General features: G+C 63.9%; 14 protein-coding genes. 8 read left to right on the forward strand and 6 right to left on the reverse strand.

The window, feature by feature from the left end; genetic code table 11:
- Window positions 1-7 precede the first annotated feature (7 nt).
- The 5 genes from AC1DX0_RS09635 (at window position 8) to AC1DX0_RS09655 (ending at window position 4,464) form a co-directional block, all read left to right on the forward strand.
- Window positions 8-310 (forward strand): HPr family phosphocarrier protein, encoded by a 303-nt coding sequence (locus AC1DX0_RS09635; RefSeq protein WP_477218411.1) that lies wholly within the window; start codon window positions 8-10, stop codon window positions 308-310.
- Window positions 311-351: 41 nt separating this feature from the next.
- Window positions 352-1,926, forward strand: a complete 1,575-nt coding sequence (gene ptsP, locus AC1DX0_RS09640; protein WP_477355124.1) for a phosphoenolpyruvate--protein phosphotransferase — start codon at window positions 352-354, stop codon at window positions 1,924-1,926.
- 6 nt (window positions 1,927-1,932) lie between these two features.
- Complete coding sequence (locus AC1DX0_RS09645) at window positions 1,933-2,358, forward strand: hypothetical protein (RefSeq protein WP_477218413.1); 426 nt, start codon at window positions 1,933-1,935, stop codon at window positions 2,356-2,358.
- 32 nt (window positions 2,359-2,390) lie between these two features.
- Complete coding sequence (dhaK, locus tag AC1DX0_RS09650) at window positions 2,391-3,377, forward strand: dihydroxyacetone kinase subunit DhaK (protein ID WP_477355127.1); 987 nt, start codon at window positions 2,391-2,393, stop codon at window positions 3,375-3,377.
- A 64-nt stretch (window positions 3,378-3,441) separates the two neighbouring features.
- Complete coding sequence (locus tag AC1DX0_RS09655) at window positions 3,442-4,464, forward strand: nucleotidyltransferase family protein (RefSeq protein WP_477218415.1); 1,023 nt, start codon at window positions 3,442-3,444, stop codon at window positions 4,462-4,464.
- Window positions 4,465-4,473: 9 nt separating this feature from the next.
- On the opposite strand, the gene AC1DX0_RS09660 is transcribed toward AC1DX0_RS09655, so the two are convergent.
- From AC1DX0_RS09660 to AC1DX0_RS09675, 4 genes are all read right to left on the reverse strand, one after another.
- Window positions 4,474-5,460 carry a serine kinase gene (locus AC1DX0_RS09660; RefSeq protein ID WP_477218416.1) on the reverse strand — a complete coding sequence of 329 codons (987 nt, stop codon included), beginning with the start codon at window positions 5,458-5,460 and terminating at the stop codon, window positions 4,474-4,476.
- Window positions 5,457-5,891 carry a lasso peptide biosynthesis B2 protein gene (locus tag AC1DX0_RS09665; protein ID WP_477218417.1) on the reverse strand — a complete coding sequence of 145 codons (435 nt, stop codon included), beginning with the start codon at window positions 5,889-5,891 and terminating at the stop codon, window positions 5,457-5,459. The genes AC1DX0_RS09660 and AC1DX0_RS09665 overlap by 4 nt, the downstream gene beginning before the upstream one ends.
- A gap of 19 nt (window positions 5,892-5,910) precedes the next feature.
- A complete protein-coding gene (locus AC1DX0_RS09670; RefSeq protein WP_477218418.1) occupies window positions 5,911-6,195 on the reverse strand; it encodes a PqqD family protein in 285 nt (94 codons plus the stop codon).
- Window positions 6,196-6,777: 582 nt separating this feature from the next.
- Window positions 6,778-7,626 (reverse strand): DUF2259 domain-containing protein, encoded by an 849-nt coding sequence (locus tag AC1DX0_RS09675; RefSeq protein ID WP_477218419.1) that lies wholly within the window; start codon window positions 7,624-7,626, stop codon window positions 6,778-6,780.
- A gap of 155 nt (window positions 7,627-7,781) precedes the next feature.
- On the opposite strand from AC1DX0_RS09675, the gene AC1DX0_RS09680 reads away from it, so the two are divergent.
- Together AC1DX0_RS09680 and AC1DX0_RS09685 are read left to right on the forward strand one after the other, a co-directional pair.
- Window positions 7,782-9,689, forward strand: a complete 1,908-nt coding sequence (locus AC1DX0_RS09680; RefSeq protein WP_477218420.1) for a propionyl-CoA synthetase — start codon at window positions 7,782-7,784, stop codon at window positions 9,687-9,689.
- Between the two features lie 132 nt (window positions 9,690-9,821).
- Window positions 9,822-10,904: an acyltransferase family protein gene (locus AC1DX0_RS09685; RefSeq protein WP_477218421.1), complete on the forward strand. Its 1,083-nt coding sequence runs from the start codon at window positions 9,822-9,824 to the stop codon at window positions 10,902-10,904.
- A 58-nt stretch (window positions 10,905-10,962) separates the two neighbouring features.
- Here the strand turns inward: AC1DX0_RS09685 and AC1DX0_RS09690 are convergent, their stop codons facing one another.
- Both AC1DX0_RS09690 and AC1DX0_RS09695 read right to left on the reverse strand, forming a co-directional pair.
- Window positions 10,963-11,562 carry an NADPH-dependent F420 reductase gene (locus tag AC1DX0_RS09690; RefSeq protein WP_477218422.1) on the reverse strand — a complete coding sequence of 200 codons (600 nt, stop codon included), beginning with the start codon at window positions 11,560-11,562 and terminating at the stop codon, window positions 10,963-10,965.
- 62 nt (window positions 11,563-11,624) lie between these two features.
- Entirely contained in the window at window positions 11,625-12,359 is a 735-nt protein-coding gene (locus AC1DX0_RS09695) for an SDR family NAD(P)-dependent oxidoreductase (protein ID WP_477219084.1), read from the reverse strand.
- A gap of 266 nt (window positions 12,360-12,625) precedes the next feature.
- Between AC1DX0_RS09695 and AC1DX0_RS09700 the strand changes: the two genes are divergently transcribed.
- The coding region (locus tag AC1DX0_RS09700) for a LysR family transcriptional regulator (RefSeq protein WP_477355130.1) at window positions 12,626-13,371 on the forward strand (746 nt) is incomplete at its 3' end.

Consider the following 13,371-nt stretch of genomic DNA (forward strand, 5'->3'; position numbering starts at 1 on the left):
TTCTGAAATGTCCGCAGCCGCCGAAGCGACCGTCCTGATCACCCACGATGTGGGCCTGCATGCGCGTCCTTCGGTGAAGTTCACCAAGCTGGCCAAGACCTTTGCCGCCGACGTGGAAATCGCGCTTGCCGCCAACGGGCCATGGTTCGACGCCAAGAGCATCGTCAAGGTGATGGCGGCCAAGGCGCCGAAAGGTACGGTGCTGCACATCAGGGCCAGCGGCGACGGCGCCGAGGACGCCGTCAGCGCGCTGATCGATCTGGTGCAGCGCGATTTCGACGAGGACGCCGGTCATGTCCGCTCAGCTTGACGCTGGCGCGCTTCTTCGCCGGCCCGCAAGGAATGCGGGCCATGCGGATTGAGGGTGTTCCGGCCTCGGCCGGCTATGCCGAGGGACCGCTGTTCGACCTCGACCGGCCGTCGGCCGTCTATGCAGGTAAAGCCACATCAGCGGAAGAGAAGACATCGCTGGAAGCCGCGATCGGCAAGGCCGTGAACCGGCTTTCGGCAATGGTCGAAACCGCCGACAGCGACGCCGCCGGCATCCTCGAATTCCACATCGCCATGTTGGAAGACGACGCGCTGAGCGGCCCGGCCTTCGCGTCGATCGCTTCCGGGCGGACCGCCGACGTGGCCTGGCGGCAGGCACTCGATGCCGAGATCGCCGGCTACGAGGCCTCGGACCAGGACTATTTCCGCGCCCGCGCCACGGATTTGCGCGACATCAGGGACCAGGTGCTGCGCGCCCTGACCGAGGACGGTGGCAGCACAGCGCCTGCCGGTGCCATTCTCTGCGGCGAGGACATCGCACCGACGCGCTTTCTCGAAACCGACTGGAGCAATGGCGGCGGCATCGCGCTGAAGGCGGGTAGCACGGCCAGCCATGTCGCCATGCTGGCGCGCTCGCGTGGCGTGCCGATGGTCGTGGGTCTGCGCGAACCGCCTGCCGATCTCGCAGGCGTTGCGCTGCTCGACGCCGAGCACGGCAGTATCGTGCTAGCGCCCTCGCCGGCAGAGATCGGTTCGTTCCGGCAGTCGTCCTCTTCTTTCGCAGCCCGCCAGGGCAAGGCGCGAACTTTTCTGGCGCGGCCGGCGGTGACCAAGGCCGGCACGGCGGTGCGCGTGCAGGTCAACATYGCCGAYCCGTCSGAYGTCGACRGCATCGACATYKCSACCTGCGACGGYGTCGGRCTGATGCGCACCGAATTCCTGTTCGGCAAGACATTGCCGGATGAGGAGACGCAGTATCGCGCCTATCGCAAGGTGCTCGAATGGGCCGGGGAGAAACCGGTGACGATCCGCACCGTCGATGCCGGCGGCGACAAGCCGGTGCCGGGCTTCACCACTGAGGAAAGCAATCCGTTCCTTGGCCTGCGCGGAATCAGGCTGTCGCTGGCGCGGCTCGACATTTTTCGCGTACAGATCCGGGCATTGCTGCGCGCCGCGCCACACGGCAATCTCAAGGTCATGTTTCCAATGATCGCCGTTGCAGAGGAGTATGAACGCTCAACCGCATTGTTTGTGGAGGAACAGGCGGCGCTTGCAGCGCGCGGCGTCGCGCARAAGATGCCGCCGCTGGGCATCATGGTCGAGGTGCCTTCAGTCGCCATCGCGCCGGAGGCATTCACCGGCGTCGCCTTCTTCTCGATCGGCTCCAACGACCTGACGCAATATGTGATGGCGGCCGCGCGAGACAACGCCGCGGTCGCCCACCTCAATTCGGTCCGCCATCCCGCCGTGCTGCGGCTGATCGGCTCGGTCACGGCCTTTGGACGGGAAACCGGCATTCCTGTCAGCCTGTGCGGCGATGCCGGTGGCGATCCGGCCGCGATACCGGCGCTGCTCGAAGCCGGTTTGCGCGATCTTTCCGTCGCGCCGGCGCAACTCGCCATGGCCAAGGCGGCCATCGCTGATGTTTCGGTGTAGGCTGGCATGGTCGACATCAAACCCGAACCCGGTTCCGAAGAGGCGATCCGCGCCTACAAGACGATCCTGTCTCAGGTCATCGACCAGCGCCCGTCCGGCATGCGCCAGCGCCTCGCCGATGCGCTTGGCAAGCACCGCAGTTTCGTGACGCAGATCTCGAGCCCGGCCTATACGATCCCTATCCCGTCAAAGCATCTGCCTTCGATCTTTTCTGTCTGCCATTTCAGCCCGGCCGAGCGGGATCAGTTCCTCGCCGCCTACCATCAGGCGCATCCGGGAAAAATGTCGATCGCGGCAGGCATGCGCAAGACGCGGCATGTGTCGCTTGTCGTGCCCGATTTCGGCGACGACAAGCAGAATGCGGCGCTCGACCGGGCGATCAACGAATTCATCCAGAAGATCACCAGCATCGCCGGCAAGGGTGGCAGCTGACCATTTCTTGCCGGGCTGTTTGGGAGGACGCCATGAAGAAATTTATGAACGCCGTGGACACGGTGCTGACCGAGAGCCTCGACGGTTTCGTCGCCGCCCATGCCGACATCCTTGTGCTTGGCGAGGAGCATAAATTCATCCGCCGCAGGACCTTGCGGCCGGGCAAGGTGGCACTGATCTCCGGCGGCGGCTCGGGCCACGAGCCGCTGCATGGCGGCTTTGTCGGCCATGGCATGCTGGACGCGGCCTGCCCCGGCCAGGTGTTCACTTCGCCGACGCCGGACCAGATGCTGGCGGCGGCGCAGGCCGTCGACAGCGGCGCCGGCTGCCTGTTCATCGTCAAGAATTACGAGGGCGACGTGATGAACTTCGACATGGCGGCGGAAATGTCTGATGGCATCCTGCAGGTGGTGACCAATGACGACGTCGCCGTCGAGAATTCGTCCTATACGACCGGCCGGCGTGGCGTCGCCGGCACGCTGGTGGTGGAAAAGATCGTCGGCGCSGCGGCCGAGCAWGGCCTGGCGCTGAAGCCKTTGAAGGYGCTGGGCGASCGCGTMAACGCSGCYACMCGCTCGATGGGCGTGGCGCTGACCAGTGGCACCGTGCCGGCCGCCGGCAAGCCGACCTTCGACATCGGTGACGGCGAGATGGAGTTCGGCGTCGGCATCCATGGCGAACCCGGCCGCCGCCGTGACACGTTGAAGAGCGCTGACGCGATCGCCGAGGAAATCTGCGCCTCGATCCTGGGCGATCTCGGCGACAGGGCGAAAGGCCCGGCGCTGCTGTTCGTCAACGGCTTCGGCGGCACGCCGCTGATGGAACTCTATCTGATGTACAACAGTGCGCGAAAGATTTTCGAGAAGCGCGGCGTGACGATTACCCGCTCGCTGGTCGGCAGCTACGTCACCTCGCTCGACATGGCCGGCTGCTCGATCACGCTGACCATGCTGGATGACGAGATGACCGGCTGGTGGGATGCGCCTGTCCACACAGCGGCGTTGCGCTGGGGCATGTGACGCTGGCTTCGTTCACGCTTTTCTGCAACCATTCCGGCCAATCCACGCAACATTTGTCCGGTTGATGCTGCCATCCCTCACCTCCGCCGAAGAAAGACTGCTGCTGCGCTTCGCCGATCCGGAGGCAGCGGCCATCGGCGAGGAATTGTCGGCAAAGGCTCTGTCGGCGCTGCTCGACAATGCCGAATTCCACGGCATCCTGCCGATCATGCTGCGCAAACTTGGGGAACGCGGCGACGCGCGTCTGCCGCCGGACGCCGGCTTGCGGGAGAAGCTGGACGATTTGCGCGACAAGGCAACGATCGCCACCGGCCAGTCGATGCTTCTGCAATATCACGGCGACCGCATCATGAAGGGGATGGCGGCGCAAGGCATTCCGGCGCGAATCGTCAAGGGACCGGTCTTCGCGCGAAAGCTTTATCGCAACGTATCCGACAGGCCGTTCACCGACATCGACATCCTCGTCGAACCCGCCAACCTGGCGCGGGCGAACCAGGTGATTGCGGCATGCGGCTTCGAACTCGGCAGCAACGAGGCCGAATCCTACCAGCTGCAGGAATTCAAATGGCTGGAAAAGGAGAATTCGAGCCTGCTGGTCGAACTGCATGGCGACCTGGTGCACGACACCGGCATGCGGCGGCGCCTGTCACTGGGTTTTCGCGAATTGGGCATTATCGACGGAGAGGCGACGGACACGCCGGCAGCGCTCTTGACGATTGCCATCGTGCATGCCGCCGGCGGCCACAAGTTCCATCGGCTGCAGCTTTGCGTCGACGTGCTGCAAGGCGTGCGGGCGTTGCAATCGGCCGAATCGGAAACCCGCCTGCTCGATGCCGCCCGTATGACCGGCATCGAGCTCGAACTGGCGATCGTCCTCAATGTGACCGGCCAGTTGTTCGGCGAACAGCATGCCCTTGAGCTTGCCGGGCGAATCAAACCCGACCTCTCGATAATGCTGGCCAAGCGACTGATCACAACGAATACGCTGCTCAGGGTCAATTCCCGGGAAAAAATCGGCTCGCGCCTGCGCCGCGATGCCTTCCGCTGGATCCAGCGGCTCGCCAAGGCCAGGCCGTACGCAGCCTGAAGCTCCGGTTCAGTCCTGCTTGGTCAATGTGGCGATGATCAGCGCAGCCGCGTCGGCAGGACGTGCGCCCACCTCCAGCGTGAAAGTCGGCACCGACGACACCAGCCTGCCGATCGTCGCCAGCCGGCGCTTCTGCGACGGCAACAGGCCGGTCATGCCGGTGCGGACATTGTCTATCGCCAGCGCCACCATTGCGTCGGTCCGGGCCATGGGCACGAGCCGGGTTTCGCTGTCTGCGGACCGCGCGAGGTGCAGCAGGGCCGCCACCGGCCTGGCAGTCGGGCTTTCGATGCGGACGATCTCGCTCAACCGCTGCAGCGAGACGGCCTGTTCGCCGTTGCGGTCCCATGACGGGCCGAGGCATGGCGACACTTGCGGGATCATTTCAGCGGTCTTCTGGTGGATCTTGACGTGGCGCGGCAGCCCCCAGGCCAGCGGCTTGTCGGCGGCCAGATCCAGGATCATGGCATCGTCGGAGCAGAGACCAAAACCTTGCGTTGCCAGCGCCAGCGATGTCGTGGTCTTGCCGGTGCCGCTCGGCGCATGGATCAGCACGACGGCATCGTGGCCTGGCAGCGTCAGCCCGGCGGTGTGCAGCATATGCTGGCCGCCGGTGTCGAGTGCGGCGTCCAGCACCAGCATCGACGGCGTCCAGGGCGCTTTCGCGCCGGGGCGAACCCGCAGTTTTGCCCAACCTTCCTCGTCATTGATCGCAACGGTCTGGCGTTCGGGAAAGACGAGATGGACGGTGCCGCCGTCCACGACCATACGGCAGTAGCCATCCTCCGGTATCTCACCGTCGAAGACAAGCGATCCGCCGGGTGCCTCGTCCAGGACATCCGCCTCGGTGATATCGAGGTGGAAATTAGGTTCGACGGCATCTTCGATGCGCAGGATGCCCAGCATCCTGTCGAAATCCTGCCACAGTTCGGGGCGTTCGGCCGATATGCCGAAGATTTGGCCGTTGAGGCCATAGCATACGGAAGGCCTGGTCAAGCGGAGCGCACCTTCGAGGCATCGGCATGGTGGCGATAGATCTCGACCATGCCGGGAAGGCTGTCACTGACCACCGGCCTGCCGTCGAGGCAGACCCAGCAATGCGCCGAGACGCGTGGCGTCTGCAGCGACTTCGGATCGACGCCGAAACGCAGCTCCGGATCGAAGCCGGCGAGGCGCAGGAAACGATGACCGAGCAGGCCTTCCCTTAGGCATCTGCGGTCGCGCATCAGCCAGGGATGGCGCACGATGCGGTTGACGCGAGCGACGATGTAGGTGGCCGGCAGGCCGCGATAGGGCGTGGCGGAGGCGAGCGGGGCCCATTTCAGCACATCCTCGAAGCTGCGGTTGGCAATGAGGGCCGGCATCAGCCGCGCGCTTGCCCAGAGATGGCAGCGAAACAAGGCACGCAGGAGCGGACCGTCAGCCATCAAGCGCGACCCTCAGCCATCAAGCACCTGGGCCGGCGAGGATGCCTTCCGAGACCAGATCGGCGGCCAATGCCGCCATGTCCTCGTCGAGCGTATCCTTGTCGACCTCGAACTCCGCGCAAAGCAGGCCGACGATCTGATCGAGGCTGCGCGCACCATCGACCTTGTCGAGAAAGGCTTCGGTTGTGCCGTTGCAGGTATAAAGCTGGCCGCTGCGCGCCAGAAGCACGACGGCACCATCGCCGACATGCTGGACCGAGGCGTCGTCCGCCAGCCGCAAAACTGTTCCAGATACAATTTCCATCACCAACCCCAACAAGCCTGCAAGAACCCCGAAATGAGATAGCGCGGTGGTGCGGCGCTGTCTATCGGCCGGCCGGGGGAGATGGCGTCTCGGCTCGTGCGGTCTTGCATCTTCCAGGATTTGCCCTGTCGGAAAATTGCATTCAAATGCCCGCTCGCGTCCGAAATCGTCCCAGAAATAGTCGTCAGCGCTAGATGACAAGCAAGTGAACTGGCCGGCAGGACCGTTGCATTTCTTCCCCTAAGTAAGGTAAGGACTCCCGGGGTTTTGGGGAGATAGCGTATGCGTTACAATTGGGAGCGGGCTCCGACGACTTTCGAACGTCATCGAAAAGCCCTGGCGGCAGCCATTTTGATCTTCGGCGGCGTAGGCCTCATGCTGGTGGCACTGCCGATCTAGTGCGATCGACATTTTGTCCAATGAATACTGTTTGTTAGAGCAATTCCAGGAAAAGTGGAAACCGGTTTTCCCGGGAAAAGCGCGTAGCGCTTTCCCTTGGGAATTGCGTGAAAACAAAGAGTTAGAGAGGGTCGCCGTTTCCGTGAAACGGTGAACCTCTCTTGACGGCTATCGACCGGCCTCTCAGCGAGGCTGCCCGGTCACGGCAATGAAGCGGCGGTCGCGCCCTTCAAAGCCCTGGCTGAAGCGCTGCACGAGTACGACAATCACCGCCGGTTTGCCGGAAGGTGTGTATTCGTAGGATTCCGACAGGCTGTAGGAGGTCGGGCAATTCCTCGAGCCCGGCACGGCCTTGTCTTCGTGCAGGGTCTTGAACGGCTTGCCATCCTGTCCCTGCAGCGTGAGCCGGAAGCCGAGCGCCTTGCCTGTCCTGTCACCCTGAAGTGCCTTGTCACCTTGCGGTGCCTGGTCGCCTTGCTGCGCTTCTTCGAAACTCGCTGAACAATCGGTCGTGCTGCTGGCCAGTATCTCGTCCAGTTGGATCGTCGAAACCTCGGTCTCGTCGTAGAGCGGCGAAAGCCATTTCTGCGACACCTGTTCGAGGCGGGAAATGTCGGCATAGGCAACCATCTCGCCCGGAAAGGTGAACTTGTCGGAGGCCGTCTGCTTGCCGCGCGATGCGATGGCATATTTGGCAAGGATCGGTTTTGCCTTCGCGGCCGCCTGCGCCCTCGCCTGTTCAAGCGTCAGCGTCGACTCCTCGGACTGGTCGACGATCAGGATCGGCTTGCCGCCAACGAACTCATCGGTGCGGGTGTCGATGATATCGATCTCGGAATAACCGGAAGCCGAGGCGCCGGCATCGAGCTCACCATATTGCTCGAAGGCGAAATAGGTGCCATCCGGAGAAAAACCGATGATACGCCTTGCCGCGGCGTCTCCGGCCAGAGCGGTTGCTGTGGAGATCGCGAGCACCGCGCCGACCGTCAGCGCAAACACCGGTTTTGCCATGATCGACATGGAATAGCGCATTGTTCAGATCCTCCCCCGAGAAGACTTCACTTCACGACACAGTGCGCCAGGGGTCAAGCCGGGACCGGTTCAGATGAAAATCAGGGAAGACAGCGCCGGAAAAAACAGCATAGGCTGTTTGCAAAGACGCCAAATGGTTCCTGGGGAGGTTACGGATGGCTTCACGCTATCACGAGGTCTATGACGGCTGGCAACGCGACCCGGAACAATTCTGGGCGAATGCCGCCGGCGCCATCGACTGGTATTCGCCCTGGGACAAGGTGTTCGATGCCAGCGCCGGCGTCTACGGCCGCTGGTTTCCCGGCGCGACCTGCAACACCTGCTACAACGCCCTCGACCGGCATGTTGCCGGCGGACGCGCCGACCAGATCGCGCTGATCTACGACAGCGCCATCACCGGAACAGTGAAAAAATTCACCTATGCCGAGCTGAAGCGCGAGGTGGTGGCGCTGACCTCGGTGCTGAAGAACCGTGGCGTCGGCAAAGGCGACCGCGTCATCATCTACATGCCGATGGTGGCGGAGGCGGCCATCGCCATGCTCGCCTGCGCCCGCATCGGCGCCGTGCATTCCGTCGTCTTCGGCGGCTTTGCCTCGCATGAATTGGCCACCCGCATCGACGACGCCAAGCCCAAGCTGATCATCTCGGCCTCCTGCGGCCTGGAGCCGGGCCGGATCGTCGCCTACAAGCCGCTGCTCGACAGAGCGATCGAGATGTCCCGCCACAAGCCGGACGCCTGCCTGATCCTGCAGCGCGACCAGCTGCGCTGCGAGCTGAAGGACCATTTCGACATCGACTATGCCGATGCCGTCGCGCGCGAGCGGGCAGCGGGCGCCAATGTCGACTGCGTACCGGTGCTCGCCACCGACCCGCTCTACATCATCTACACGTCAGGCACGACCGGCCAGCCCAAGGGCATCGTGCGCGACAATGGCGGCCATATGGTCGCGCTGAAATGGACGATGGAAAACGAGTTCGGCGTCAAGCCGGGCGAAGTCTTCTGGGCGGCGTCCGATGTCGGCTGGGTGGTCGGCCATTCCTACATCGTCTACGGCCCGCTGCTGCATGGCTGCACCAGCATCCTGTTCGAAGGCAAGCCGATCGGCACGCCGGACGCCGGCACCTACTGGCGGGTCATCTCGGACCATGGCGTCGTCGCGCTGTTCACCGCACCGACGGCGTTCCGGGCGATCAAGGGGCAAGACCCCAAGGGCGAGTTCGTTCCCAAATATGATCTGTCGAAATTCCGCACGCTGTTCCTCGCCGGCGAGCGCGCCGACCCCGAAACCATCAAATGGGCGGAGCAGAAGCTCAGCGTGCCGGTGGTCGACCATTGGTGGCAGACCGAGACCGGCTCGCCGATGACCATCAATCCGGCCGGGCTCGGCCTGTTGCCGGTGAAATACGGTTCGCCCGGCGTGCCTATGCCCGGCTACGACATCCGTGTGCTCGACGATGCCGGCCACGAAGTGTCGCGCGGGACGCTCGGCAATGTGGTGGTCAAGCTGCCGTTGCCGGCCGGCTGCCTGCCGACGTTATGGAATGCCGACCAGCGCTTCCGCCAAGCCTATCTCGACGAGTTCCCCGGCTTCTACAAGACAGCCGATGCCGGCATGATCGACGAGGACGGTTATCTCTACGTGATGGCCCGCACCGACGACATTATCAATGTCGCCGGCCACCGGCTGTCGACCGGCGCCATGGAAGAGGTGCTGGCCGCCCATCCCGATGTCGCCGAATGCGCCGTCGTCGGCATCGCCGATGCGATGAAGGGCCAAATTCCGCTCGGCTTCGTGGTGCTGAATGCCGGTGTCACGCGTGACGGCGGCGCCATCGAGAACGAAGTCGTCGCGCTGGTACGCGAGCGCATCGGCCCTGTCGCCGCCTTCAAGACCGTGGTGACGATCAAGCGCCTGCCGAAGACACGGTCGGGCAAGATCCTGCGCGGCACCATGCAGAAGATCGCCGACAAGGAAGAGTGGACGATGCCGGCAACCATCGACGACCCGGCCATCCTCGATGAGATCACCGCTGCGATGAAGGCGCGCGGGATCGGGATTTGAGGCTGCGCGGGAGCGATCCCGCGCAGCCTTTCCTTGCCGGCCGGCCTATCCTGAGCGGCAAGCAATACTTTTATTGTGCAATGCAGCAAGCCACCCTACAGTGACGGGTGGGGGGCCATCCGGCGGTACGGTATGGCTCAGCAGAAAATTACGTTTGGCGGCGTCGACATCCTGCGGTTTCTCGCCGCCGTGCTGGTCATGGTCTACCACTATGGCTTCTGGGTGTGGGCCTATCCCGATGGCATCTCGGCGCAGGCCACGGGCGGCGTGCCGGCACAGCCTGGCATAGGCGCCTGGGTCGGGTCAGGCTGGGTCGGCGTCGAGATCTTCTTCGTCATCAGCGGTTTCGTCATCGCCTTCAGCGCCGAAAAATCGACGCCGCTGCGGTTTTTCGAGGCCAGGGTCAAGCGGCTGGCGCCGGCCGTCTGGATCTGCGCGCCGATCACCGCGGCGCTGCTGCTGCTCATCGGCCTGAGCTGGCCGACCGATGCGGTGGTCAGGCTCGTGCGCACCGGCCTGTTCGCGCCCTATGGTCCCTGGGTGGACAGCGTCTACTGGACACTCGGCATCGAGATCGCCTTCTACGCCATCGTCTGGGTCCTGCTGCGGCTTGGCCGCTTCGATCTGATGGAGACGGTTGCCATCGCCATCGGCCTGGTCAGCACGCTGTTCTGGTGCCTCTATTATCCGCTCGGCTGGGCCGACTTTGCCGAGACGCGCTGGCTGCAGCTCACCCTAGTGCATCATGGCTGCTTCTTCGCGGTCGGCGTGCTGCTGTGGCTGATGCGGTTCAAGGCGCTGACGGTCCCTCGCCTTGGCTTCTGCCTGCTGTTTCTTGGCGGCGGCGTGCTGCAGATCGCCAGTTCGGTCGATGTCCACAGCATCAAGGTCAATGCGGAGATGCCCTATGCGCCGCCAATCCTGATCTTCCTCGTCGCCATCGCCTTGATGGCATGGTCGCTGCGGCTCGACCTCAGTTGGAGCGGCTGGCGGCGGATAGGCCTGATGACCTATCCGCTCTACCTGCTCCACGACGTCGTCGGCGCGGCAATGCTCGGGGCGCTGGTCCGCGCCGGGTTGCCTTATCTCCTGTCGATGGCGTTCGTCGGCGCGACCATGATCGCGGCAAGCTGGCTGGTGGCGACGGAGGCCGAACCGCGCATCCGGCTGCTGCTCGACCACACGGTGTTCCGCTATCGGCTCAAGGCCGCTTAGACGCCATCGTGGACGGGCTCGGGCAAGCAGCACCTCCGACCAGTGGACAGTAAATCCGTCACTGCTCCTTCTTGAACAGGTCCTGGAAGATCAGCTGGCCCCAAATGCGGCCGCGTGCGTGCACCAGCGCGCCACCCTCGTTGAGCTTTCCCAGCTTGACGGGCGCGAACCCGAGTTGTTTGGCCAAGGCCGCCACGGGAGCGATCGCGTCCTCGTCGTCGCTCGACAGAAAGACCACCCGGTGGCCGCCCTCGACGACCGGATCGGCAGCCAGGGTGGCTGCAATCAGGTGATTGAACCCTTTCACGAACTTGGCGCCGGTGAACGACTTCGCAACGAAGGCGGAGGACGGGAGACCGTCCAGCTCTTCAGGGACAGGAAACGCGTTCATCGCGTCGATGACCGTCTTGCCTTTCCAGCTCGGCAGGGCTTTCGCAACCTCGCGATGCTCCCCGAAAGGGACCGCCAGGATGATCGTGTCGGCCTCGAGTGCTTCCCGCAGCGACTTGGCGACGACCGTGGGTCCGATCGCCCTAGCCTGCGGCGCCAACGCCTCGGCCGGCCGCCGGCTCGCGACGGTCACGTCGATGTTTTTACGGGCGAAGGCGTGGGCGAGGGCCTGGCCTATCTTACCGAATCCTACAATTGCGTAGCTCATAGTGCTTCTCCTATCCGTGTTGATATTGTTTCCCCGGCCTTCAACGGCGCGGGGTTAGTGCGTCAGAGTTGCGCAAGGCCGCCGTCAACGGCGACCTCGCTGGCGGTCATGAAGCTGCTGTCCGAAGACGCGAGAAAGGCAGCCACCGCTGCGATCTCCGCCGGATCGGCCATGCGCTGGAGCGGAGTCACCGCGGCGAAGACCTTCTGGCCCTCCTCGCCTAGCGCTTCCTTCGCGAGTTCGGTCGCCGTCGCCCCGGGCGACAGCACGTTAACCCGGATACCGGTGCCCTTCAGGTCCTCCGCCCAGGTCCGCGCGAGATTGCGCACTGCCGCCTTGCTCGCGCTGTAGGCGGTCATCCCCGGGGCGCCGGTGGTGCCGGCGCTCGATCCGGTCAGGATGATCGAACCACCGTGGCCCATCAGCGGCAGAGCCTTCTGGACCGTGAAGATTGTCCCCTTCACATTGGTGTCGAAGGTTTCGTCAATGTGCTCGGCGGTGATCTCGCCGAGCGCAAGCTGGCTTCCCGCCCCCGCATTGGCGAAGACGATGTCGAGGGTTCCGCGCTCGGCCTTCACCGCCGCGTAGAGTCGGTCGAGGTCAGCCAGATCGGAGACCGAGCCCTTCACTGCGCGGGCATTAGGCCCGAGGTCGGCCACAGCGGCGTCGAGCGCTTCCTGCCGGCGGCCGAAGATGAAGACGAAGGCACCGTCCTCGATGAAGCGCTTTGCCGCGGCGCGGCCAATGCCGGTAGCGCCTCCCGTGATGACTGCAACCTTACCCTCAAGCTTTCCCATGACTTTTCCTTTCGTCGTGTCGGACAGCATCTGCCTCCGAGACCTCGAAATGGGTTCGCCGGCGGCAAGTGTTGAGTGCGCAAGCGCGCATATCGGTGGTGCGAAATCGATCCGGTTGAACGACTGACGCCAGTCGCGACGATCGGTGTCCGCCGTTCGGAGTTGGGCAGCGCTCGTCGGCATAGGCTATGATGACCGCCGGTACTGATGTTCGATGCGTTAGACACGGGCCTTGGAAAGCGCACCGCGCGGTGCGAGATTGCACCATGATCGACTGGGATGACGTTCGCTACTTTCTTGCCGTCGCACGCGGAGGCTCGGTGCGGGCTGCCGCCGCGCAGCTCGGGGTGAATCATTCAACCGTGCTGCGACGCATCGCCCAGCTCGAGGAACGCCTCGGGGCGCAGATGTTCGAAAAGCTGCCTTCGGGCTACCGCTTGACGGCTGCGGGCGAGGAGGTTCTCGAACTCGCGAACCAGATGGAAGCGTCGTCGCACCAGTTGGAGACGCGCGTCTTGGGGCGAGACCAGAGCGTGCGCGGACTTCTGCGGGTGACGCTGGCGCCACCCCTCGCGACACACCTGCTCATGCCGGACTTCGCCGATTTCGCGCGTCTGCATCCGGACATCGAGATGGAAATCTTGTCGTCCGGCGAGCTGGCAAATCTGACCAACCGAGAGGCCGACGTCGCGATCCGTGTCGTCTACGACCGCAAAACCCTGCCGCTCAATCTTCACGGTCTGAAGGGATCGGAGCTGTTCGGCGGCGTCTACATGTCCCGGGATCGACTAACAGCATGGCGTGCGGGCGCGCTTGATCCCATCAGGTGGATCGTCATAAGCAGTCATGGAGTTCCGGACTGGGCCGGCGAGGGTGAGGTTCGCACCACGGGGGTTCCATTCAGAACCACTGACGGCGAGGCGCAGATCGTTGCTGTACGGCAGGGGCTCGGGATGACGACGCTGCCGTGCTTCATCGGCGATGCCGACCCCCTGCTGGTGAGGGTGCCGGG

It is taken from the genome of Mesorhizobium sp. P3_A9 (assembly GCF_056402975.1).